Annotated in this window: 24 protein-coding genes; 15 read left to right on the plus strand and 9 right to left on the minus strand. The window is 41.3% G+C overall.

Translation table 11 applies throughout. The features are described 5' to 3' along the window. The first annotated feature begins 311 nt into the window (after positions 1-311). From P2W73_RS07900 to P2W73_RS07955, 12 genes are all read left to right on the plus strand, one after another. Positions 312-1,730, plus strand: coding sequence for an anthranilate synthase component I family protein (locus tag P2W73_RS07900; protein ID WP_276501467.1), 1,419 nt, complete (start codon positions 312-314; stop codon positions 1,728-1,730). Positions 1,731-1,853: 123 nt separating this feature from the next. Further along, positions 1,854-2,423, plus strand: coding sequence for an anthranilate synthase component II (locus P2W73_RS07905; protein WP_276501468.1), 570 nt, complete (start codon positions 1,854-1,856; stop codon positions 2,421-2,423). A gap of 31 nt (positions 2,424-2,454) precedes the next feature. Further along, positions 2,455-3,447: an anthranilate phosphoribosyltransferase gene (gene trpD, locus P2W73_RS07910; protein WP_276501469.1), complete on the plus strand. Its 993-nt coding sequence runs from the start codon at positions 2,455-2,457 to the stop codon at positions 3,445-3,447. Beyond that, positions 3,444-4,238, plus strand: a complete 795-nt coding sequence (trpC, locus tag P2W73_RS07915) for an indole-3-glycerol phosphate synthase TrpC (protein ID WP_276501470.1) — start codon at positions 3,444-3,446, stop codon at positions 4,236-4,238. The genes trpD and trpC overlap by 4 nt, the downstream gene beginning before the upstream one ends. 39 nt (positions 4,239-4,277) lie before the next feature. Further along, positions 4,278-4,970, plus strand: coding sequence for a phosphoribosylanthranilate isomerase (locus P2W73_RS07920; RefSeq protein ID WP_276501471.1), 693 nt, complete (start codon positions 4,278-4,280; stop codon positions 4,968-4,970). A gap of 25 nt (positions 4,971-4,995) precedes the next feature. Further along, on the plus strand, positions 4,996-5,631 hold the full coding sequence (locus P2W73_RS07925; RefSeq protein WP_276501472.1) for a phosphoribosylanthranilate isomerase: 636 nt from the start codon (positions 4,996-4,998) through the stop codon (positions 5,629-5,631). Positions 5,632-5,679: 48 nt separating this feature from the next. Further along, positions 5,680-6,267 carry an REP-associated tyrosine transposase gene (locus tag P2W73_RS07930; protein ID WP_276501473.1) on the plus strand — a complete coding sequence of 196 codons (588 nt, stop codon included), beginning with the start codon at positions 5,680-5,682 and terminating at the stop codon, positions 6,265-6,267. A 112-nt stretch (positions 6,268-6,379) separates the two neighbouring features. Next, on the plus strand, positions 6,380-7,570 hold the full coding sequence (gene trpB, locus P2W73_RS07935) for a tryptophan synthase subunit beta (RefSeq protein ID WP_276501474.1): 1,191 nt from the start codon (positions 6,380-6,382) through the stop codon (positions 7,568-7,570). A gap of 5 nt (positions 7,571-7,575) precedes the next feature. Continuing rightward, positions 7,576-7,953, plus strand: coding sequence for a hypothetical protein (locus P2W73_RS07940; protein ID WP_276501475.1), 378 nt, complete (start codon positions 7,576-7,578; stop codon positions 7,951-7,953). A gap of 5 nt (positions 7,954-7,958) precedes the next feature. Further along, complete coding sequence (trpA, locus tag P2W73_RS07945; RefSeq protein ID WP_276501476.1) at positions 7,959-8,732, plus strand: tryptophan synthase subunit alpha; 774 nt, start codon at positions 7,959-7,961, stop codon at positions 8,730-8,732. After that, entirely contained in the window at positions 8,729-9,253 is a 525-nt protein-coding gene (locus P2W73_RS07950; protein WP_276501477.1) for a hypothetical protein, read from the plus strand. The genes trpA and P2W73_RS07950 overlap by 4 nt, the downstream gene beginning before the upstream one ends. Before the next feature lie 114 nt (positions 9,254-9,367). Then, positions 9,368-10,447: a TlpA disulfide reductase family protein gene (locus P2W73_RS07955; protein ID WP_276501478.1), complete on the plus strand. Its 1,080-nt coding sequence runs from the start codon at positions 9,368-9,370 to the stop codon at positions 10,445-10,447. A gap of 62 nt (positions 10,448-10,509) precedes the next feature. Here the strand turns inward: P2W73_RS07955 and P2W73_RS07960 are convergent, their stop codons facing one another. The 9 genes from P2W73_RS07960 to P2W73_RS08000 form a co-directional block, all read right to left on the minus strand. After that, positions 10,510-11,622 (minus strand): DUF2911 domain-containing protein, encoded by a 1,113-nt coding sequence (locus P2W73_RS07960; RefSeq protein ID WP_276501479.1) that lies wholly within the window; start codon positions 11,620-11,622, stop codon positions 10,510-10,512. A gap of 126 nt (positions 11,623-11,748) precedes the next feature. Beyond that, complete coding sequence (locus P2W73_RS07965) at positions 11,749-12,390, minus strand: response regulator (protein WP_276501480.1); 642 nt, start codon at positions 12,388-12,390, stop codon at positions 11,749-11,751. 131 nt (positions 12,391-12,521) lie between these two features. After that, positions 12,522-13,229 carry a sensor histidine kinase gene (locus P2W73_RS07970; protein ID WP_276501481.1) on the minus strand — a complete coding sequence of 236 codons (708 nt, stop codon included), beginning with the start codon at positions 13,227-13,229 and terminating at the stop codon, positions 12,522-12,524. Beyond that, entirely contained in the window at positions 13,202-14,449 is a 1,248-nt protein-coding gene (locus P2W73_RS07975; protein ID WP_276501482.1) for a tetratricopeptide repeat protein, read from the minus strand. Before P2W73_RS07975 ends, P2W73_RS07970 begins: the two co-directional genes overlap by 28 nt. 68 nt (positions 14,450-14,517) lie before the next feature. Then, positions 14,518-15,234 carry a 4-hydroxy-tetrahydrodipicolinate reductase gene (gene dapB, locus P2W73_RS07980; RefSeq protein WP_276501483.1) on the minus strand — a complete coding sequence of 239 codons (717 nt, stop codon included), beginning with the start codon at positions 15,232-15,234 and terminating at the stop codon, positions 14,518-14,520. A gap of 205 nt (positions 15,235-15,439) precedes the next feature. Next, positions 15,440-16,231, minus strand: a complete 792-nt coding sequence (locus P2W73_RS07985) for a DUF4382 domain-containing protein (protein ID WP_276501484.1) — start codon at positions 16,229-16,231, stop codon at positions 15,440-15,442. Between the two features lie 141 nt (positions 16,232-16,372). Beyond that, positions 16,373-17,053, minus strand: a complete 681-nt coding sequence (locus tag P2W73_RS07990) for a DUF5683 domain-containing protein (protein ID WP_276501486.1) — start codon at positions 17,051-17,053, stop codon at positions 16,373-16,375. A gap of 45 nt (positions 17,054-17,098) precedes the next feature. After that, positions 17,099-18,016: a ParB/RepB/Spo0J family partition protein gene (locus tag P2W73_RS07995; protein ID WP_276501487.1), complete on the minus strand. Its 918-nt coding sequence runs from the start codon at positions 18,014-18,016 to the stop codon at positions 17,099-17,101. A 76-nt stretch (positions 18,017-18,092) separates the two neighbouring features. Continuing rightward, positions 18,093-18,896, minus strand: a complete 804-nt coding sequence (locus tag P2W73_RS08000) for a ParA family protein (protein WP_276501488.1) — start codon at positions 18,894-18,896, stop codon at positions 18,093-18,095. A gap of 187 nt (positions 18,897-19,083) precedes the next feature. Here P2W73_RS08000 and P2W73_RS08005 point away from each other — a divergent pair, with 187 nt between their 5' ends. The 3 genes from P2W73_RS08005 to P2W73_RS08015 all read left to right on the plus strand — a co-directional run bounded on the left by P2W73_RS08005 (position 19,084) and on the right by P2W73_RS08015 (position 22,445). Next, positions 19,084-20,331 (plus strand): metallophosphoesterase, encoded by a 1,248-nt coding sequence (locus P2W73_RS08005; protein WP_276501489.1) that lies wholly within the window; start codon positions 19,084-19,086, stop codon positions 20,329-20,331. 85 nt (positions 20,332-20,416) lie between these two features. Further along, positions 20,417-21,442 (plus strand): hypothetical protein, encoded by a 1,026-nt coding sequence (locus P2W73_RS08010; protein WP_276501490.1) that lies wholly within the window; start codon positions 20,417-20,419, stop codon positions 21,440-21,442. A gap of 412 nt (positions 21,443-21,854) precedes the next feature. Next, entirely contained in the window at positions 21,855-22,445 is a 591-nt protein-coding gene (locus tag P2W73_RS08015; protein ID WP_276501491.1) for a porin family protein, read from the plus strand. Positions 22,446-22,472: the final 27 nt, after the last annotated feature.

Consider the following 22,472-nt stretch of genomic DNA (forward strand, 5'->3'; position numbering starts at 1 on the left):
TAAAAGTTTGTTCAACTAAAATTTCTCCCGCATATTTGCAATGCAATGAAGCAAACGATAAAAAATATCCAGTGGTGGTGGCATGCTAACTCTTCAGGGGTGATGTAATGCTATTACTATTTTGTAAATAAACGTATTATCAAGAAGCCCCGACAAAGTCGGGGTTTTTTATTACCCCCCAACCCCCTGACCCTTCGACAGGCTCAGGAGGGCTTGGTGAACTTAAAAGGTCAGATTAACTACGAGTAAAAAAGGTTCCTTAACGGGAGGTTACAAAGTCCTCCCTTTAGGGAGGATTTAGGAGGGTTATTATGAAGAAAATTGAAATTCAAACATCTTGTAAGCAGTTGTTGGCGGATGTGTTTACGCCGGTTGGTATTTACCTGCGGTTACGGGATCGTTTCAGGGATACCATCTTGCTGGAAAGCTCCGACTTCCATTCGGCGGAAAACAGTTATTCCTTTATTGGCATTAATGCCATTGCCGGTATGGAAATCAGCTCGGCTAAAAGCATTGAGTTCAAACTGCCCGGGCAAAAACCGGAGAAGATGGCGATCAATAATGTCAACGAAGTGCCGCAATTGCTTTGGGATTTTATGCAGCGCTTTGACGCAAAAACCCCGGAGACAAAAGAAGGCAAATTTGCACAAGGATTATTTGGTTATACTACTTATGATGCCGTTCAGTTTTTTGATACAATAAAACTCACGACTCATGACTCCAAACTCACGACTCCCATTCCCCTGATGCGCTATCGTCTCTATCAATACGTCATTGCTATCAATCATTTCAAAGATGAATTGTTTATCTGCGAAAATAAAATGGCTGGTGTTGAATCAGAACTGGCGGTTTTGGAGTCATTGATTCGCAGCAAAGACCTTCCTGTTTATCCTTTCCGGTCATACGAGGAAGAAAGTTCTAACATGACCAACGAGCAATACATGGACATGGTAAAAAAAGGAATTGCCAGCAGCCATCGTGGTGACGTTTTTCAAATTGTGCTGAGCCGGCGTTTCGAGCAAAAATTCCGTGGTGATGAATTCAATGTATACAGGGCATTACGAAATATCAATCCATCGCCGTATTTATTCTTTTTTGATTACGGCGATTATAAACTGATGGGTTCATCACCGGAGTCGCAACTGGTGATAAAAAACGGCAAGGCCGTGGTTCATCCTATCGCCGGCACGTTCAAAAGAACAGGTGATGATGACCAGGACCAGCAATCAGCAGAAAAATTACTGGAAGATGCGAAAGAAAATGCGGAGCATGTAATGCTGGTGGACCTGGCAAGAAATGATTTGAGCCGTTTATGTGATGATGTAGTAGTAAGTCATTACCGGCAGGTGCAATACTTTTCTCATGTCATTCACCTGGTGAGTGAAGTAACGGGTAAAGTAAGACCCGGAAGTAATCCATTTGAGTTGCTGGCAAAAACATTTCCGGCCGGCACATTGAGCGGCGCACCCAAATTCAAAGCCATGGAACTGATCGATAGCTATGAACCGACAGCGAGGAGTTATTATGGTGGTGGTATCGGTTTTATGGGCTTTGATGGCAGTTGTAACCATGCGATCATGATCCGGACTTTTTTAAGCAGGAATAATACGCTGGTTTACCAGGCAGGTGCCGGAATAGTGGCGGCGTCAAAACCGGAAAGTGAATTGCAGGAAGTGAACAATAAGTTGGGGGCTTTAAAAAAAGCCATTGTGATGGCAGAAAACATTTAAGAAAATGTTCAATACTCAATGCTCTCCCGATAGCTATCGGGATCAATGTTCAATTTATAAAGCGGCCTTGAGTTTTGTCATTTGGACATTGAACGTTGAAAATTGAACATTTAATAGAGAACTATGAAAATATTAGTATTCGATAATTATGATTCTTTTACCTACAACCTGGTACACCTGGTAGAAAAAATATTGCATCAGAAAGTAGATGTGTACCGCAATGATGAATTGCCGTTGGAAAAAGCAAAGGAGTATGATAAGATCATTTTATCACCGGGGCCGGGTATACCCGAAGAAGCTGGTTTGCTATTGCCATTGATAAAAGAATATGCATCCAGCAAGTCCATATTGGGAGTTTGCCTGGGTGAGCAAGCCATCGGCGAAGCATTCGGCGGTACATTGAAAAATTTATCAACCGTCTATCATGGCGTAGCCACAAACTGTAAACTCCAAACCGCCAATTGCAAACTATTCAAAGGCTTGCCCGATGAAATAGAAGTGGGACGCTATCATTCATGGATCGTATCCGATGATAATTTTCCGAAAGAACTGGAAGTTACTGCCAGGGATGATAATGGGTATATCATGGCTCTGCAACACAAGACATATGATGTACAGGGTGTGCAGTTTCATCCAGAAAGTGTGTTGACGCCGATGGGGGAGAGGATACTTTTTAATTGGTTAAATCAATGATGTGCAAATTTGAAAATTTGAAAATGTGCAAATGAAAAAGATTCTGCAATATTTATTCGAACATAAAACACTAAGTCGTGAAGCGGCCAAAGAAGTATTGGTCAATATTGGCAAGGGTGTTTACAACGAACATGAAGTAACGGCCTTTATGACTGTGTTTCTGATGCGCAGTATTACCTTGCCGGAATTGCAGGGTTTCCAGGATGCGTTGCTGGAGCTTTGCGTACCTGTTGATCTCAATGGACACCAGACAATGGACATTGTCGGTACGGGCGGAGATGGTAAGGACACGTTCAATATTTCAACACTTGCCTGCTTTATTGTAGCAGGTACGGGACAAAAAGTGGCCAAACACGGCAACTACGGCGCTTCTTCCGTAAGCGGCGCATCCAATGTGATGGAGCAGTTAGGTTATAAATTCAAAAATGACAATGACCGTTTGAAGCAGGAAGTGGAAGAGGCGAATATTTGTTTTTTACATGCGCCTTTATTTCATCCTGCATTAAAAACAGTGGGACCCATCCGCCGAAACCTGGCCATGCGAACCTTTTTCAATATGCTGGGGCCAATGGTAAATCCTGCTTCGCCACAATTTCAGTTGGTAGGCGTTTATAGTTTGGAGATGGCTCGGATATATAACTACCTATTGCAATTAGGCGGCAAGCCTTTTACCATCATTCATAGCCTCGATGGTTATGATGAAATATCTCTAACCAATGATACCAAGGTGATCACCAATGAAGGAGAAAAGATCATGACACCTGAGCAATTGGGAAAAAGAACGGTGGCTGCTACTGATATTTATGGGGGCAGAACAGTAGAAGAAGCTGCAAAAATATTTTCAACAATAATAAAAGGAGAAGGAAATTGGGCACAAAATGCTGTGGTTCTGGCCAATGCTGCCATGGCCCTGCATTGCACCGGAAAATATAAAACATATGATGATGCGTATCATGCTGCGGTTGACAGTTTGGAAAGTGGAAAAGCCTACGGGTCTTTACAAAAATTAATAGCATTACAATGAGCACTATTTTAGATGATATTATTGCTAACAAAAGAAAGGAAATCGAAAAGTTAAAGCCCCTGAGCAGTATTGAGCGGTTTAGCAAAAAAGGTTTCTTTTGGGAAATAAGTAACCGTTCGTTGAAACAAAGTTTGCTGGCTGAAGGTAGTACGGGTATTATCGCGGAGTTTAAACGAAAGAGTCCCAGCAAGGGTTGGTTCAAAACAAAGGAACTGGAGGTAGAAGAAGTTGTAACCTGGTATAATACAAAAGGAGCTGCGGGCATTTCGGTATTAACAGATGAGCTTTTTTTTGGCGGCGACCTGGATGACCTGATCCAAACAAAAGTGGTGACGGATATACCTGTGTTGAGAAAAGATTTTATCATTGATGAATGGCAGATAGCGGAGGCGAAAGCTTTTGGAGCCGATGTTATCTTGCTGATTGCAGCCTGTTTGACGCCGGGTGAAGTAAAACAACTGGCGGCCTTTACCAAAAGTATTGGCCTTGAATCGCTACTGGAAATTCACAATGAAGAAGAATTGGAGCATATTTGCGAAGAAGTAGATTTGGTTGGTGTGAACAACCGTAACCTGAAAACCTTTGAAGTAGATATTAATACTTCTTTGCAGCTGATCGATAAAATACCGAAGGACAAGCCGGCTGTGGCCGAAAGCGGGATCAGCAGTGCTGAGACGCTGGCGACCCTGCGGCAGGCAGGATTCAAGGGATTTTTGATCGGAGAAACTTTTATGAAAGAAGCGGACCCCGGTAAGGCTTTTGCTGAGTTTGTAGCAGCGCTGAATGGATAACGATTGTTTAGCCAGTTACTATTTAAAACTGGTCAAACTATGAATAACACAACAACCAATCAAATGGGTTCGTCCCCTGGCAAACACAAAGCAGATTTCAGGATCAAGGTCTGTGGCATGACCTTGCCCGAACAGGTTAGGGCATTGGATGAGATGGGGGTTGACTTCGCCGGCTTTATTTTCTATCATAAGTCGCCACGCTATGTGACCAATAAGATATCGCCGGAGAAAATGAAGCAGATAAAAGGCCATATTGCCAAAGTGGGTGTGTTTGTGAATATGCCTTATGAAGAGCTGATGAAGACGGTGGAAGATTACCGGCTTGACATGGTACAGTTGCATGGTGATGAAACACCCTTCTTTTGTGAAAAAGTAGCGAACTACGTGACAGTAGTTAAAGCATTTCGCTTATCTGATAATGACCCGATAGAGTGGATCACCCGGCCTTACCATGAAGGCACCGATATGTATATGTTTGACACGATGGGAGCTGGGTATGGTGGCACGGGAAAAAAATTCGACTGGAACGTCCTGAAGGATGCAGATATAAAAAAGCTGTTTGTATTAAGCGGAGGTATTGAACCTGGCGATGAAGAGAATCTGAAACTATTTTCGCAGGAAGCGGTAGCTAAAAAAATGTTTTCTATCGATATAAACAGTCGCTTCGAAATAACAGCAGGCGTAAAAGATATTGAAAAGGTGAGGCGATTTGTAAAAAACTTAAAGGGTTGAGCGACCCAAAAACCTGAATGAAATTATGAACATTAAAGTTTGTGGTATTACTTCATTAAAACAGTTGAAACAACTGGATGGGTTGAATATTGACTTTGCAGGATTTATTTTTTTGAAAGATCTTCCACAGTATCCCGGCGATAAGATATCAAAGAAGGAATTAAAAAATGCCGATTTTGACATAAAGAAGGTGGGAGTATTCGCAGATCCTGAAATGATCGATGTCCTCGATGCTATCGATGACTACGGTTTGGATGTAGTGCAGTTGCATGGTAATGAAAGTCCTGAAATGTGCGAGGACCTGGGCAGCGAGGTAGAAGTGATCAAAGCCTTTCAACTGGGTGGTAGTGCTAATCTTAACATTGATAAAATGATTGAACCATATGATGCGGTTTGTGATTATTATCTTTTCGATGCCGGATCTTCCAGGAAAGATATTGGGGGCACCAGTCACCAGTTTGATTGGTCACTACTGGACAAATGCAGCATAGAAAAGCCTTTTTTCTTAAGCGGGGGAATTGGCCTTAAAGATGCTGCGGATATAAAGGCTTTTCGTCATTCCGATTTTTATGGAGTAAATCTTAACAGCCAGTTCGATAAAGAGCCGGGTGAAAAAGATATGGCTTTACTACTGCAGTTTTTGCAGGCATTGAAGAAATAGCTCTTCGAAGTCTCCGACTTCGAAGACACAATGCTTCATGTCACAGACATGAAAATAAAAATTGAAAATATGGGAGGAGCGCAATTTCGGGAAGGTAATGCTATCAGGGACCAGTTCGCCACTCATTTTTTGACCTTTACTATATGTGGCTGGATTGACCTGTTTACAAGAAAAGTGTACCGCGATATTGTTATGGATTCATTTCGCTTTGCTCAACAAAACGGGCAGCTTATTTTAAATGCTTATGTGATCATGAGCAATCATGTTCATCTGATTGCGAGGGCTAATGATAAACAGAGGAAATCATTGAGTGATATTGTCAGGGATTTTAAAAAATATACACATCATGTGATGATGCCCATTATTGAGAGCGAAGCGGAAAGCAGGAGGCAGTGGATGGCGCACCAGTTTAATTATTATGGTCGCATCAATCCTAATAACGAGATCAAGCAAGTATGGGTAAATGATAGTCACCCGGAAGAATGTTATAGTTATGCGTTTACGAAAACCAAACTTGATTATATTCATGAGAATCCTGTACGAGCCGGAATTGTGAATAGACCGGAAGACTATATTTATTCCAGTGCGTCGAATTATATTTTGGGCAAAGGGATAATAGATGTGGAGTTTATATAAAAGTCTAAGACTTTTGGCATATAGCCTGCGAAGTCGGAGACTTCGCAGAGCCGGGGTTGAAATTTTTGCAGGCATTAAAAAAATAAAAGGCGTTAACAGCGGATAAATGATTATGGAAGTGAAACAATATACCCATCCCGACCAGCAGGGATACTATGGAAAATTCGGGGGAGCTTATATTCCCGAAATGCTGCATAGAAATGTGGAAGAACTGAGAACCCAATATCTTGAGATCATTCAGTCTGCTTCATTTCAAAATGAGTTCCAGGGCTTATTAAAAGACTATGCGGGAAGACCTACTCCATTGTATCATGCACAGAGATTGAGTGAACAACACGGGACCACTATATACCTGAAGCGGGAAGATCTTTGTCATACCGGTGCTCATAAGATCAATAACACGATCGGGCAAATTTTATTGGCGCAGCGGTTAGGCAAAAAAAGAATCATTGCAGAAACAGGAGCGGGACAACATGGTGTGGCAACTGCTACTGTTTGTGCTTTGAAGGGTGTGGAGTGCATCGTTTACATGGGTGAGAAAGATATCGAGCGGCAAGCTCCCAATGTAGCGAGAATGAAACTGCTGGGTGCTACCGTAATACCCGCTACCAGTGGAAGCAAGACATTAAAGGATGCGACCAATGAAGCCATCCGTGATTGGATCAATAATCCGAATGATACTTATTATATCATTGGATCGGTAGTAGGACCTCATCCCTATCCGGATATGGTGGCCAGGTTTCAAAGTGTGATCAGTGAAGAGACAAGAGTGCAACTAAAAGAAAAGACGGGGGCGGAACTACCATCGCATGTTATTGCTTGTGTAGGTGGTGGCAGTAATGCCGCCGGTGCGTTCTATTACTTTTTGGAAGAGCCGAAAGTTGAACTGATAGCTGTAGAGGCAGCCGGCATGGGTGTGCACAGTGGTCATAGTGCGGCCACATCGCAATTGGGCAGGCCCGGCATTTTGCATGGAAGTAAAAGTTTGGTGATGCAAACAGAAGACGGGCAGGTAGTGGAGCCCCATAGCATTTCCGCCGGTTTGGATTATCCCGGCATCGGCCCGTTACATGCTTACCTGTTTGATAGTGGCAGGGCGAAATTTTTAAGTGCAACAGATGATGAAGCGTTGGAAGCTGCTTTTAATTTGGCGAAACTGGAAGGAATTATTCCGGCCCTCGAAAGTGCCCACGCATTGGCAGCACTCAAACAAATGACATTTAAAAAGGATGATACTGTTATTGTTTGCCTGAGTGGGAGAGGAGATAAGGATCTCGGCACTTATATGAAATATATAAAATAACCCGAATGAACAAGATCAAACTGCTCTTACTTTTAGTAATCAATTTTTCTTTCATTTGCTGCGACCATAAGCCCTATGTCGAGCATAAATTAAAATTTGAAAAAGTAGCTGATGATTGTAATGAGCAACAAACTTACTTCCGGATGAATTCCAACTTTGGTGGCGAACGCTATGAGTTTGAAAAATGTTTACCCGCGGATTTTAGTAAAGAACAACTCGTAACTGAAAGAAGAGGAGACACCGTGCTGGCAAGTTTTAAAATTACTCCTTCGGCACAAACCGGAAATGTCTACCATCTTACTTTAGATATTGATAGCTATCCTCGGTATAATTACCTGACGATTGATGACGAAACCTATTCTATTACTTCTTCAGAAAAATAGTTTGAATGAGCAGGATCGAAGCATTGTTTAAAAAGAAAAATGAACGCATACTGAATGTTTACTGTACCGCAGGCTATCCGAGGATTGATAGCACAGTGTCTGTAATGCAAGCGCTGCAGCAAAATGGTGCGGATATCATCGAATTGGGAATGCCTTATAGCGACCCCTTGGCCGATGGCCCGGTGATACAGGCCAGCAGCACCGTGGCACTCGCCAATGGGATGACAATAAAAAAACTTTTTGAGCAGTTAAGAGACTTTAGAAAAGACATTAGTATTCCGGTGATATTAATGGGCTATATGAACCCTGTATTACAATATGGCTTTGAAAAATTTTGTGCAGATGCTGCGGCAGCGGGTATCGATGGCCTGATACTTCCTGACCTGCCCGAATATGAATTTGAGACGGAATATGGAAGTATCATCAAAAAATATGGTCTTGATTTTATTTTCCTGGTGACTCCTGAAACATCCGAAGAAAGAATAAAAAAGCTGGATGAACTAAGTACCGGGTTTTTATATGCTGTGTCTTCATCCTCTACAACAGGTAGTGATAAAAACATGACTGCTGTTGCCAGTTATTTACAAAAACTTAAAAGTCTTCAACTTCGTAATTCTATATTGGTAGGATTTGGCATCAAGGACAAGCAGACATTTGATGAAGCCTGCCGCTATGCAAACGGCGCTATTATCGGTAGTGCTTTTGTAAAGGCAATAGAAAAAGTTCATGATGATATAGGCCTCAGTGTTAAAAGTTTTTTGTCCGATATTATTTCATGAAAAGATTGATATTCCTGGTAATTGTACTTTTATACGTTGCAGGGGCCATCTTGGGACTGATGGGAAATGCCTACACTGAAGTTAATACCCTTCAAAAAAGTATAGCTAATCAAATGGTATTTCTTATTGGAACGTCAGTTTTAATAGGAATAGCTTGCTTTTATGGATTTAAAATGGCTTTTCCTAAAGGATATGCAAATCAGAATGGGATTGCAAAAACCCTTATCCTCATTTTGTTTCTGATTCTTTCATTTGCATTTAACCGGGGATGGGTTCAAACAATCAATACAGTCGGGCAAAAAGAGAGACTTATTATTGATGGGGTTATTTTGTCAAAAGAAACTGAAAAGAGTGGTAAGACCAGATTCTATTATTTAGAGGTTGGTGACAAACAATCAGGGAAACGGTATAGATTTCGAGTTTGGGAATCAGTTTTTAACAGCATTGGTAATACTGGCGATAAGTTATATCAGGAGTTTTTAATTGGTACTATGGGGATTATATACAAAGCAGATTTCTGATTAAAGAATCTGTTAAACAATTCCTTAAGTCTGTTATTTCGTAAGCCGGCTTACTTTTGCCGGCTAAAAAAAGAAATTATCTTTGTTTGCAGACAAAAATTGATGTGCATGAATATGAAAAGATTAGTAGTCGTTTTAGCAATGCTTCCCTTGTTGGCAAGTGCCCAGAAAAAGCTCACTGTTACCGGTAAGGTGAAAGGGCTTAAAGATGGTACCATTGTTTCGATTTCAGATGTAAACCGCCCTGCGGATACGCTGGCGAAAGTGAAGGCTAAACAAGGCGCATTTGTGCTTACCCACGAGTTGAAGGAGCCTATGTTGCTTAATTTGGGAATAGGTAGTGGTAAAACGGTGATGACCTTCCTGGATAATTCGCCGGTCAAAGTTTCAGGTGATATAGAACAGATGAAGAATATCAAATTCAGCGGTTCAAAAACTCACAATGACTTTACTGATTTCAAAAAAACATTCGACCCTAAGTTTGAGAAGCTGATGAAAATAAATCAGCAATTGCAGATGGGTTTACGTTCAGATAGTCTTGAAACTGCTACCAGAACAATCAAAGCAGATATCCAGCAGTCAATTGACCAGTTTATCACTAAAAGAAAATCATCCCCGGTCAGTGCGTTTGTAATAGCGGCAACCATGCAGTTGAATGAAGATGTTATGGTAACCGAGCAAAGGTTGAATAGCTTAAAACCCGCTGCATTGGAAAATATGTATGGTACTTATCTCAAAGAAAATATTGCAGAAGCAAAGATCAATGCTATAGGGACTGTGGCAACGGAGTTTACTCAAGCGGATACATCTGGTGTTCCGGTTTCGCTTTCATCTTTCAGGGGAAAGTATGTGCTGCTTGATTTTTGGGCCAGCTGGTGTGGTCCCTGCCGCCAGGAGAATCCGAATGTAGTGGCCAATTTTAAAAAGTTCAACAACAAAAATTTTACGGTGTTAGGTGTCTCGCTTGACAGGCCCGGGCAAAAAGAAAGGTGGCTACAGGCGATTTATAAAGATGAACTGACCTGGACGCATGTCAGCGATTTGCAGTTTTGGAATAATGCGGTTGCCCAACAATACAGGGTGCAGAGCATACCCCAAAACTTTTTGATTGGTCCCGATGGAAAGATCATTGCCAAAAACCTGCGTGGCCCGGCATTGGAACAAAAGCTGTGTGAAGTAATTGGTTGTAATTAGACTAAAAGGCTGAGGTCAGAAGTTAGACATCTGACCTCTGACCCCGTACTTCTGCTTCGTTCTTAATTAGCATCTTTCCCTGCTTTCAACTTATCGATCATCGTTGATACATTGTTTTTATTGTTGGTATCAGGCGCCAGCGCCAGGGCTAGGTTGGCATATTTTAATGCCGATTTATAATCGCCATTTGCGGAATAACCCCTTGTCAATCCCATCAGCGTTGTAAACTGGTTCGGATTTTTTTGAAAATTGGTTTTAAATATTTCCAAAGCTTCTTTGGTCTTTTTCTGTTGCAGCAGTTGGCGACCATATTGATGTATTTCATTCATGCCTGCAAAGACCATTGATTTTTTCATGATCTCGGCGGATTCCGCAGAACGGTTGAGTTTATCTAACAGCTGAGCTTTGGTGCTCCATGCCGCGAAAGATTTATCACCGCCAAAATTAGTGCTGGTAGCCGAATCGGCCCAGAGGAGTGCCTGTTCGAGATTGACATTTCGCTGCAGGCACCATGCAGCCGCCTGGTTCCAGCTTTCCCAGATAAATCCTTTCTCCGTTCTCAGCTCTTTCCGGAATGATTCGAGCTGTGCGTTCACATAATCCACTTCAACAGTGAACGGGATCATCAGTTTTTCCCAAAGCAAGGCGATGGTTGCGGTGTTTTCTGTTTGATTCATGAATTCATATTTCAGCCACTCTACACTTTTATCTAATGCTGCCGGTTTTACTTTTACCCGCAATACATCTTCCGCATCATTGTAAAAATAACTACCCCATGATGTAGAGTTTTTGGAAAATATCAACGTACATTCTTCCGGCGAGTAAGCTACAAAGAATCCATATGTGCCTGCGGGTAAATCTTTTCCTTCAATCTTGACAGGAGTAGAAAACTCAACCGTTGTGTTTTCATTGGCACCGGCTCTCCATGGGGCCGATTTACTGCTGCCAAATTGCTGATCGATAAATCCTATGTGTACGAGTTGCCCCCACACTTTTCCATCTCTTCCCTTTACACCGGGCCGGTCATAGTGAATCGTTACATCCGTGAGGCCGATGCGTTCACTCACCGAAGCTTTCTTATTGCCGCCACTGGGAGCTACGATCAATGGTATTTGGGCTAATCCGAGAATAGTGATAAAAAGGCCAAAGGCCAGTAAAACAATTTTCCTGTTCATGCAATTGGGTTTTAAACCAAAAGCTAGGTAGAAATAATGTACGCCTGCCAGGTTTTTTATAAACGAATTGGCGAAAGGATAAAGCGCATGGAAGAAGGATGTGAGGCGATGTAACACAAAAGACGATCAGATTAGCTTATGCTCATAAGCATACTTCACGAGGCCGATTACACTGCCGGTATTTGTTTTTCGAAATATATTTTTCCGGTGTGTTTCTACTGTTCGTTCGCTAATAAAAAGGGCTTCAGCGATCTGCCTGTTATTGTATTCTTTTTCTATGAGGCGAATAATTTCCATTTCCCTATCAGTAAGATGAACTGTCGGGTTTTCTTTTTTTGTTGCCGATTTTGTTTGCAGGCCGGCAAGTACTTCTTCACTGAAATAAATACCACCGTTGGCAATTTTTTCAAGTGCTTCTACCAGTTCCTGCTTACCGATATTTTTCAGCACGTAGCCTGAAATATTTGCCTCATTGATCATTTCATTAACCAGGTCAGCACTTCCGTTCATTGAAAGGGCAAGAATCTGTGTGGCGGGAAATTTTTCTTTTACTTGTTTGGCCAACAAGTTACCCGGCATACCGGGCATCATGATATCAGTGAGTAAAATATCTACGGGTTGCTCTTCCAGCCTTTTTAATACTTCTCCAGCATCGGTGGTTGCAAAGGCAAAACTGAACTTGTCATCTCCTTTCAATAAAGAAATCAAACCGTCGATTACGATCTGGTGGTCGTCCACAAGAGCTAGTATGATTTTGCCATTCTTCATGCGTTTCTAAAATACTATAAAATGGCTTGCAAAACTAAACTGAAAAATTTAGTGCTATAAAATTGCCTCGCATCAAACAAACAGAATCAAGAAATATGCCGCATTATAAAAAATAAATATTTTAAAAAATATCAACCTAATAACGGTATATGCAGGGCCACCAGTGTCCCCCTGCCGGGAGCAGAATCGAAGTCAACCGTGCCCTTGAGATAATTTACCCGGGTTAAAATATTTTTTAAACCAATGCCTTCTATTTTTTGCCGGTCATTTATGTCAAATCCTTTTCCATTGTCTTCAATGGTAGCGCTGATGCTGTTGCTTTCTTTTATTACAGATATATCCAGTGTGGTTGCTTCAGCATGTTTGATTACATTATTCACACACTCCTGTATTACACGATATAATACGGTTTCAACATTTGAATCAAGCTTTTCATCCAATCCCTCTGTATATAAATGTACCTCCAATGATTTTTTATCCATCTTATCTACAAAATCCCTGATGGCGGATGAAAGATTTTTTTTCAACAGGGCATTGGGCATCATGTTGTGTGAGACGCTGCGTATTTCTTTGCAACTGTCATCTACCAAATTGATAATTTTTTCAAAGGATACCTGTTGTTCTTTGGTCTCAAATTTAATATCCGATTCCAGCGCTGATAAGTTCATTTTGGTAGCACTCATCATTTGTCCAACACCGTCGTGCAAATCACGGGCTATCCGTTGCCGCTCATCTTCTTCAGCTTTTATCACTGCTTTTGTTGACAACTCCTGGTGACGGATGATTTCATTTTGCAGCTTTGCTTTTTGTTTTAACCGGTAGCGTAACCAGCCCGACAAAGCCAGTAATCCCAGTAGTAAAAACAATATAATAGTGCCCCCAGGATAAAATTCTTTTTACTCAGTTGTTCGTGTTGCAAATTGATCTGTTGTTGCTTCTTTTCTGTTTCATACAAAGTTTGCATTTCGGCTATCCGGTTTTCACTGCCCGTATTTACCAGGCTGTCTTTTACCCGCATGGCGTTTTTTAAAGCTATATAAGCTTCGTTGGCTTTCCCGGATTGCTGGTAGGCTGTTGACAGCATTTGCAACGCCTTTAATTTTCCTTGTGCATAACCCGATTCGTCGGCTAGCACAATGCAGCGTTGGAGGTAAGGAATCGCCTCGGCGTATTTTTTTTGCTGGAAAAAAACATCACCCAGGTTTACATAGCTGTCGCTCATTTGCTTTTTATTGTCGAAAGCTGAGTCGATTTTTAATGTTTTAGTAAAAAACCCGATTGCTTTAACATAGTTGGGCGGATCACCATACAGGTAACAGTTACCCATATTATCATAAAATAATGATTTTGCTAATTCGCTGTGTGTCTTCTCGGCTAATTCCAATCCTTGCTGGTCAATAGCGAATGCTTCTTTGATTTTTCCCTGCATGCCATAAATATTTGCCAACGTATGCATGGTATTGATCTGCAGACCCGGGTCACTATAGGTTTTAAGCAAAGCCAGGGCTTCGCTTACATATTTTTCCGCCAGTGGTAATTTCTCCTGGCTTTGGTACACCATGCCGATACTGTTTTTGGCAACGATGATGCCTTTGGTGTCATTTATCTTCTCCCTGATGCGAAGTGACCGGAAGTGGTGTTCTAATGATTCGGCATGTTTGCCTGTCTGCCACAGGGATGCTCCTATACCGGTAAGGGCACTTGCTTTTAATGAATCGTTTTTTGCGGCTTCGGCTAGTTCATATGCCTGCCTGTAATATTTTAAAGAAAGGTCGTAGCTGCCACGCACATGCAATATGCTGCCCATGGCATTGTAGGCAATCATTTTGGAATAAGCATTTTCAGATTCTTCTGCTATTGCATATGCTTTTTTTGCAAAAAAGATAGCAGTGTCAGGATCAGAATTACGGGTAAGAGTGACTAATGACACATAAGCTTCTACTTGTCCTGTGCCCGCTGTGTTTTGCGCAATGGTGGAAAGCGAATCAATTTGATGATGTTGAGAATTTGCCCGCAAAGATACCCACATCAACAATAGAATAGCGAGTCGATATTTCATGTAGACAGGAAATGTTGGCAAACGGTCAATAACATGGCGTTGGTCAATACCAAAGTCGGCAAGGCTTTCTACAAACCCAATACCTGCTGCATACTAAAAATACCTTTTTTGTCTTTGATAAATTCAGCGGCCAGCACGGCTCCCAGGGCAAAGCCCTGCCGGTTATGAGCAGTATGAATGATTTCAATATCATCAATCGATGACGAATATTTTATACTATGTGTGCCGGGAGCAGGATCTTCTCGTTTACTGATAATAGAAAGGTCAGACGCGGCCGTCGCCGGGTTATTTACCCATTTTGTTTTTCGTGGCACTTCCTTCAATATTTGTTCCGCCAATGTAATAGCAGTACCACTCGGCGCATCTTTTTTTTGTGTATGATGTATTTCCTCCATGCTGACCTCATATTCTGCATGAGGTGACATCAGTGCAGCTAATTTTTTATTCAGTTCAAAAAAGATGTTGACCCCAACGCTAAAATTGCTGGCGTATAAAAAACTTCCATTTTGCTTATTGCAATAATCGTTAATCTCGCCGATCCTTTCCGTCCAACCAGTAGAACCACACACCACAGGAGTTCCGTATTCCAATAACTTTTTTACATTATCGTAGGCGCTATGCGGACTGGTAAATTCAATAGCTACATCCGCTTTCGAAACCTTTTCTTTGGTGAAATCCTGCAGGTTTTCATCGTTGATCTTTAAAACGATAGAATGACCCCTTCCGATAGCAATTTCTTCAATAGCTTTTCCCATTTTCCCGTACCCGATCAAAGCAATATTCATTGTGAAGCCTGGTTTTAATTTTTGAGGCTGTGAAGTTAATGATAGTTTGTGTAGAAGACGGTGGTTTTTATGAGCAAAGTCTGTTGACTTTTGACATAGGTCATGCGAGGCCGGGGACTTCGCATGACCTATAGTAAAAACGGGTGTAAAAAAGAAAACCATGCACGTTTCCGTGCATGGTTTCACAATGATGAATGATAAGAAATTATTTCAAAAACATCGTATCAACTACTGTAACAGATCCATTAGTAACCATGATGTCGTTCCTGACTGTATCAGCAAAACTGGCTGAAGGAAGAAAATGTAAGGAATAAGATCCCGCCGCCAGGCCACCGATCCAATAACCGCCGGTTGCTCCTGTATAAGTTCCTGCAATGGTGTCGGTACCCTGGATCGCCAATATATTTGTCAGCGAATCATAGGGAACAACTACGCCGCGCAAGCCGCCGCCAACCGATTCAAGTGAGGTGCGGATGACAGGTTTCAGTATGTATTTATTGCTGCCAGTATGAACTATTGACCTGGATGCATCAAAGTCCAGTATCATTTTATATACCAAGCCCGCTTCTACATCCTGGTGTATATTAAGTTTCAAACCTGATTGTTGTGCACTGGGCGTTTCAAGCGATGATTCCACACCATCCACTACAATTGTATTGTCATTTCCCAATACCAACCTGATCTGTTGAATTTTACCGGCAGGAATATCTGCATTCACCAATAGTGTATCCTTGTTATCAACAAGGTCTAATAAATTGTAAACACCTTTGGCAACACCAGGCAAGCTTTGCCAGCCGCCTTCGCTATCGGTAGTAAGATTAATTTGTACATCCTGTATGTCTACGTTGACCTCGTCGTAATCACCGGGGTCATCGGTTAGATAAACTGCAAGCTTTGCTTTGCCATCTGTTTTCGTATCATTTTTTGTACAGGCAGAGAAAAAAACTAAACTAATAATTGCGGTAAGAAAGGTGGTAAGAAAAAAAAGTTTTTTCATGAGGGTTTTTTTAGCAAGGGTTTCAAATTGTATGCCATTACCCTTTTATCAGGATAGGAAAAGCCCCCAACGAGCACTGTATAAAAATATTTATTTCTTGATTAAACCTTAGTGGAAAATCATATTCTTACAGGGTTAGATCTAAAATCGTGAAGGCAGGAAAGTAGTTGGTTTTTTCTTTCCGATGCTCAATACAAAACTTAACCCGGTAGTACCGGCCATTTCACTATGGCCTGGTTTAAAACGAAAACTCAGATCGGGGCTTACATCAAAACTTTTTAAATGGGAGTCTACTGCCGCATCTACGACATTTAACCCCCAAAAAAGAATAAAGAATAGAACAGAGTAGTCAATATAACGCCTGAATTCATCACGGGCTGCCCGGATAGAATTAGGCTCTATTATTTTATAAATTTCTTTTAACTCATTATATCCTATAGAGTCGGGTACAGGTAATGCTGCTTTGTATCTTATCTTATAAGCTTCCCGGTACTCACGATAAGTATTTATGTTATCAAAAAAAATATAGCCTGTAATTCCCAGCGCACCGTAGACAATAGGCAGCTTCCAATATTTCTTATTGTATACCTGTCCCCAACCGGGAAGGATGGCTGACCGCAACGCTGCTTTTTTAGGATTGTAAACATTTATCTTTTTTACTTTTTTCCCTTCCGGTGAAGTTGTATCAACAACTGCGGTAATTGTTTTCAATGAGTCAGCTGACTTTAGAACTTCTTTTTCCTGGGCAAATAGAGGGAAAGGAATTGTTGTAAGACAAATCAGCAAAAGAAAAAGGCAACCCAAAACTTTTTTATTTCTCATTCCATTTATGATAATGATGACAGCACGCTATATCTCCGCATCCGGTTAGCTAACCCGCACATCCATTTGTTCCAGGATCTTATTCAGTTCTTCCTGCGAGTAGTAGTCGATAATGATCTGTCCATTGCCATTACGGCTGTGTTTTAGTTTAACCCTTGTGCTGAAATAGGATGCTAAGTTATCTTCAATTTTTTGGTAGGCAGGAGCCAGGGAGCTTTTTGAAGTTTTTTTAACAGCACCACTTTGTTTGTATAGATTGCGAACCAACTCTTCTGTTTGTCGTACAGAAAGACCTTTGTCTTTTATTTCTTTATAAATGTAAAGTTGTTTGTCAACCGTATCCACATTGATCAAGGCTCTTGCATGTCCCATGCTTAATTGGCCGCTGCGAACTGCCAATTGAATATCGGGTGGAAGTTTTAACAGGCGGATAAAATTGGCAACTGTACTTCTGTCTTTGCCCATTCTTTCTGCAACCTGTTCCTGGGTATAGTCCAATTCTTCCATCATCCGCTTATAGCTAAGTGCAATTTCCATGGCATTCAGATCTTCCCGCTGCAGATTTTCCAACAATGCCAACTCCAACAGCTCCTGGTCATTGCTTTGGCGCAGATAAGCCGGGATGTCTTTTAATCCGGCCATTTTTGATGCCCGCCAGCGACGTTCACCCGCCACAAGCCTGTACTTACCTGATGGCAGTTTGGTAACCGTTATCGGTTGAATGATGTCGTGTAGTTTGATCGACTCAGCTAATTCTTTCAAAGCCTGCTCATCAAAGTCACGGCGGGGTTGTTTGGGATTAGCTTCTACCTGGTCAACAGGGATGCGGTTGATACCGGTAACATTTTCTACTACAGCAGGCTTCAAAGCACCGGTTCCGGTTTTTAGATCGCTATCAATACCTTGCAGCAATGAACGGATTCCTTTACCCAGAGCTTCTTTATTTTGTTTGGGGTTCGTCATCATAAGAGGTTTAAGGTTGAAGGCTTGAGGTTGAAGGTTTGCGTCCTGACAGACTCCCGGCACCCGTTACCTTCCCTTAGAGTTCAAGTATTCTTTCTTCGTTTTTAATTTTTGTCATATCGTTTTTCTGCAATATCTCCTTGGCAAGATTCAGGTAGTTCATCGAGCCTTTGCTATTGGCATCATATAATATCACAGGCTTCCCTACGCTGGGTGCTTCCGCCAACCGGGCATTCCGATGTACAATGGTATTAAATACCATATCTTCAAAATGGCGCCTGACCTCACTCACCACCTGGTTGCAAAGACGTAATCTGCCATCATACATCGTCATCAATATTCCTTCAATTACCAACGCTGTATTCAAACGGCTTTGGACAATTTTGATCGTATTCAACAGTTTTCCCAAACCCTCCAACGCAAAAAACTCGCATTGTACCGGCACTACCACTGAGTCTGAAGCCGTCAGGGCATTAACTGTTATCAGGCCGAGCGAAGGTGAGCAATCGATGATGATAAAATCATATTCATTTTTTACGGCATCCAACAGGTTTTTCATCACCATTTCCCGGTTGGGATAGTTTATCATTTCTATTTCAGCACCTACCAGGTCAATATGGGAAGGAAGAAGATCCAGGTTGGGAATATCGCTTTTCAGGATTACATCCCTGGCCGCAGCCTGGTTGACCATACAGTCATACAAACTTTGGGTAATATTATGAAGGTCAAAGCCTACGCCGGTAGTGCTATTGGCCTGCGGATCACCATCCACCAGCAGGGTTTTGAATTCCAACACTGCAAAACTTGCCGCCAGGTTAATAGCGGTTGTGGTTTTGCCAACACCTCCTTTTTGATTTGCTACACCAATTATTCTTGCCATCGGGGTTTTTCCTGCAGTTTTTTTAATTAAAAATTATAAGCCAGGCAGTTTATAGTAAAATTGTCGCTGATTGCCAAAACCGCAAAATTAAGTTTTGCCCATTCCCGGCAGCCAATCGGGCAAAAATAAGTGTTCGGCAAAACAATAGGGATATTTCCCGGTTATCTTTGCACTCAAATTCTTATTCATGCGAAACTCTCCGGTCTGGTGGATCTTAATCATGTTGATGGTATTGCTGGACTTTTATGTTTTCCAGGCAATTAAAGTCATTGCCTCGCCGGCAAGCGGTCGGATCAGAACTTTTATTTATTCAGGCTATTGGGTAATCTCAGTATCGGCGATAGTGGTATTACTAATTCTTCCTTACCTGCATTTTGCTCACCAGGCCCGGTTTCTTCGTACCACGATATTTGCTATTATCCTGGGGCTGTTCATTGCTAAGTTAATAGCGGCTTTATTCTTTTTAATCGATGATATCCGGCGGCTGCTTCAATGGACCGGGGGCAAGGTTTTTCAGGGCAATAAAGGATCTGGCGCTTTAGAATCTGAAAAAATATCCCGGTCAGTTTTTTTAAGCTGGACAGGCATGATTGCCGGTGGCGGTCTATTTGCTACACTCATGAATGGTTTTGGAAACAAATATCATTACCAGGTAAAGAGAGTGCCGCTGGCTTTCGGCAATCTTCCGGAAGCGTTTAAGGGATTAAAAATTATTCATATATCTGATATCCATTCCGGCAGCCTGATGGACAAACATGCGGTGTTAAAGGGTGTGGAAAAAATATTGAATGAGAAGCCCGATCTCATCCTTTTTACCGGTGATCTCGTAAATAATACCGCCGACGAGATGAAAGATTATGTCGGGGTTTTTGGGAAATTGAATGCGCCAATGGGTGTTTATTCAACTTTGGGCAATCATGATTATGGTGACTATGTTGAATGGAAGACTCACGAAGAAAAAAAAGCGAACCTCGACAGGCTGAAGCAAATCCATGCTGACATGGGCTGGCGTTTATTAATGAATGAGCACGTGGTATTGGAAAGAGGAAATGATAAAATTGCGTTGCTGGGAATCGAGAACTGGAGTGCTAAAGCCAGGTTCCCAAAATATGGTAATATGGCAAAGGCCTATGCAGGTGCTGATACTTATCCTTTTAAAATATTGATGAGCCATGATCCGTCGCATTGGGATGCAGAAGTGAGAACGAAATACAGTGACATTGACCTGATGCTTTCGGGGCATACTCATGGGATGCAATTTGGTGTTGAACTGCCATGGTTTCGCTGGAGCCCTGTTCAATATGTGTACCAGCAGTGGGCGGGGCTATATGAACAGGCTGCCCAAAAATTGTATGTGAACAGGGGTTATGGATTTATCGGCTATCCCGGCAGGGTAGGTATTCTGCCCGAGATCACCGTGCTGGAGTTGGCATGATGATTATAATTTTTAAACTATTATATCCGTTAGAAGTCTTAACCTGCGATTGCAAAACACATTCTAAAACTTTTGAATACTGCTCATGCTTAAAAAATATTTCATCGCCATTGGAGTTGTTTTGCTGTCATTCGCATCCTTTTCCCAGGTTACGCCTAAAGACACAATTCCTGCTGTGACAGACGATCTGTTATCGATGGATACTACCATGGACTATGATGACCTGATGAGTGAGCTGGATGTATTTTTAGATTCGTTGCTGGCACCGAGAAGCTATTTTTTGATCAGTGCTTCAGCCGGCAGTGGTTATTTCAATTATCCAAAGACAAATACAAAAATTGAATCAAAAAGAAGAAGTGTTTATACGCCTACGATCGGTTACTATCACAAATCGGGGCCGGGTATAACATTATCCGGTAATATTATTAATGACCAGCAGCAGTTGGATCTTTACCAGTTTTCAGTAGCTCCTTCTTTTGATCTTATTCAAAATCACAACTGGATCGCCGGTGTTTCCTATGTTCATTATTTCACCAAAGATTCATTGCCTTTTTATACCTCTCCATTGCAAAATGAAGTCAATGCTTATTTTTTGTGGAGACAGTCGTGGCTGCAGCCCGGCATTACCGCCAGCTACGGCTGGGGGAGCAAGACAGGATATGAAGAAAGAATAAGATATATCAGGCTTTTAAGACTTAAAAAAAGGGGATCCGTTCTTATTGACCAGCAAACTACTGAGGAAATTGCTGATTTTTCATTATCGGCAACTGTAAGACATAGTTTTTACTGGATGCATGTGTTGAGTGAAAAGGATTATGTAAAATTTACTCCTCAATTTGTTTTTTCAGCCGGCACACAAAAATTTGGATTCAACCGCACTACTTCTGCTTACGCCGTTAATACAAGACTAGCCTCCTATCTTTTATACAATAGCGGCGATGTTACTATCGATAATAAACTCGAGTTTCAACCTTTGTCGTTATCACTATACCTGCGCCCGGAGTATAATATTGGTAAGTTTTTTATACAACCCCAGGTGATTCTTGATTATTACTTCCCCGCTGAAAAATTCTCTACGCTGTTTTCCCTGGGAGCAGGATTTATTTTTTAAGTGTTAAAGGACTTTAGCAAAATTTCAAACGATTTTTTTCAAAACGGATAGGGGTGTAACTCCTGCCAGTTGTCAATCTTGAAGAGATGTTGAAGGAAGGGTTATGCCAGGTAGTATCTATGCATTGAATTTTATTTCAAAAATTTTAACTACCATTCTATAAACTTCTTTTCCTGCAAACAGGTCTATCGGGAATACGATCCGTTTTTAGATAACATTCACATTGGTGTTGCAATAATTTAATATAAACCCAGTTTACATTGTTGCGCCATCCTTTGATGAATAAAAAAGTCAAACACTAAAATTAAAACACATGAAATATTCGTAAAAATTATCGAGCTAATTTATAGCAATAGCGATGATAATTTTTATGAATATACCATGCGGCAAAAAAACATTAAAAATTAAACACATGAAAGCAAAATTTTTTCTTCCGTTGCTCGCAGCATTATTTGTATCATCCACACTTATGGCGCAGTTTCATATTGGTATGAAGGGTGGTGCTAACATTACTAAAATAGACGGGCATTCATTTAAGGACAAGTTTACCTATGGTTATCACCTCGGAGGTTTTGCGGAGATAGGTCTTGGGGAGAAATTTGGATTACAACCGGAAGTGTTGTTCAATCAGTACTCCACTACGCTTGACAGTAATTACAATCATGTTTATGAAAATATCTTCACGCAGGGACAACGGGATGTTAAGTTGAACTATCTCTCTATTCCTATTTTGTTAAATTATAAATTATTGGGCAATTTTCTTTCCTTGCAGGCAGGTCCCCAGTTTAGTGTTTTAATGAAGCAGGATAAAACTCTTTTACAAAACGGTGGAGATGCATTCAAAAATGGTGATTTCTCGATGTTGGGCGGCGTACAGCTGAAATTGAGTGCTATCCGGATTACCGGCAGGTATGCGGTAGGTCTGAATAATATCAGCGACCTTGATAATAAAGACCAATGGAAAAGCCAGGGATTCCAGTTGTCATTAGGTCTGGCTTTATAAAAAAAAATGTACAAATAAAAATGCCCT

This window comes from Terrimonas pollutisoli, from assembly GCF_029360765.1.
Classification (GTDB): Bacteria; Bacteroidota; Bacteroidia; order Chitinophagales; family Chitinophagaceae; genus Terrimonas_B; species Terrimonas_B pollutisoli.

Bases quoted from the DNA above. Each gene is read 5' to 3' on its own strand.
- P2W73_RS07900 (WP_276501467.1), top strand. From the start codon at position 312: ATGAAGAAAATTGAAATTCAAACATCTTGTAAGCAGTTGTTGGCGGAT.
- P2W73_RS07905 (WP_276501468.1), top strand. From the start codon at position 1,854: ATGAAAATATTAGTATTCGATAATTATGATTCTTTTACCTACAACCTG.
- trpD (WP_276501469.1), top strand. From the start codon at position 2,455: ATGAAAAAGATTCTGCAATATTTATTCGAACATAAAACACTAAGTCGT.
- trpC (WP_276501470.1), top strand. From the start codon at position 3,444: ATGAGCACTATTTTAGATGATATTATTGCTAACAAAAGAAAGGAAATC.
- P2W73_RS07920 (WP_276501471.1), top strand. From the start codon at position 4,278: ATGAATAACACAACAACCAATCAAATGGGTTCGTCCCCTGGCAAACAC.
- P2W73_RS07925 (WP_276501472.1), top strand. From the start codon at position 4,996: ATGAACATTAAAGTTTGTGGTATTACTTCATTAAAACAGTTGAAACAA.
- P2W73_RS07930 (WP_276501473.1), top strand. From the start codon at position 5,680: ATGAAAATAAAAATTGAAAATATGGGAGGAGCGCAATTTCGGGAAGGT.
- trpB (WP_276501474.1), top strand. From the start codon at position 6,380: ATGGAAGTGAAACAATATACCCATCCCGACCAGCAGGGATACTATGGA.
- P2W73_RS07940 (WP_276501475.1), top strand. From the start codon at position 7,576: ATGAACAAGATCAAACTGCTCTTACTTTTAGTAATCAATTTTTCTTTC.
- trpA (WP_276501476.1), top strand. From the start codon at position 7,959: ATGAGCAGGATCGAAGCATTGTTTAAAAAGAAAAATGAACGCATACTG.
- P2W73_RS07950 (WP_276501477.1), top strand. From the start codon at position 8,729: ATGAAAAGATTGATATTCCTGGTAATTGTACTTTTATACGTTGCAGGG.
- P2W73_RS07955 (WP_276501478.1), top strand. From the start codon at position 9,368: ATGAAAAGATTAGTAGTCGTTTTAGCAATGCTTCCCTTGTTGGCAAGT.
- P2W73_RS07960 (WP_276501479.1), bottom strand. From the start codon at position 11,622: ATGAACAGGAAAATTGTTTTACTGGCCTTTGGCCTTTTTATCACTATT.
- P2W73_RS07965 (WP_276501480.1), bottom strand. From the start codon at position 12,390: ATGAAGAATGGCAAAATCATACTAGCTCTTGTGGACGACCACCAGATC.
- P2W73_RS07975 (WP_276501482.1), bottom strand. From the start codon at position 14,449: ATGAAATATCGACTCGCTATTCTATTGTTGATGTGGGTATCTTTGCGG.
- dapB (WP_276501483.1), bottom strand. From the start codon at position 15,234: ATGAATATTGCTTTGATCGGGTACGGGAAAATGGGAAAAGCTATTGAA.
- P2W73_RS07985 (WP_276501484.1), bottom strand. From the start codon at position 16,231: ATGAAAAAACTTTTTTTTCTTACCACCTTTCTTACCGCAATTATTAGT.
- P2W73_RS07990 (WP_276501486.1), bottom strand. From the start codon at position 17,053: ATGAGAAATAAAAAAGTTTTGGGTTGCCTTTTTCTTTTGCTGATTTGT.
- P2W73_RS07995 (WP_276501487.1), bottom strand. From the start codon at position 18,016: ATGACGAACCCCAAACAAAATAAAGAAGCTCTGGGTAAAGGAATCCGT.
- P2W73_RS08000 (WP_276501488.1), bottom strand. From the start codon at position 18,896: ATGGCAAGAATAATTGGTGTAGCAAATCAAAAAGGAGGTGTTGGCAAA.
- P2W73_RS08005 (WP_276501489.1), top strand. From the start codon at position 19,084: ATGCGAAACTCTCCGGTCTGGTGGATCTTAATCATGTTGATGGTATTG.
- P2W73_RS08010 (WP_276501490.1), top strand. From the start codon at position 20,417: ATGCTTAAAAAATATTTCATCGCCATTGGAGTTGTTTTGCTGTCATTC.
- P2W73_RS08015 (WP_276501491.1), top strand. From the start codon at position 21,855: ATGAAAGCAAAATTTTTTCTTCCGTTGCTCGCAGCATTATTTGTATCA.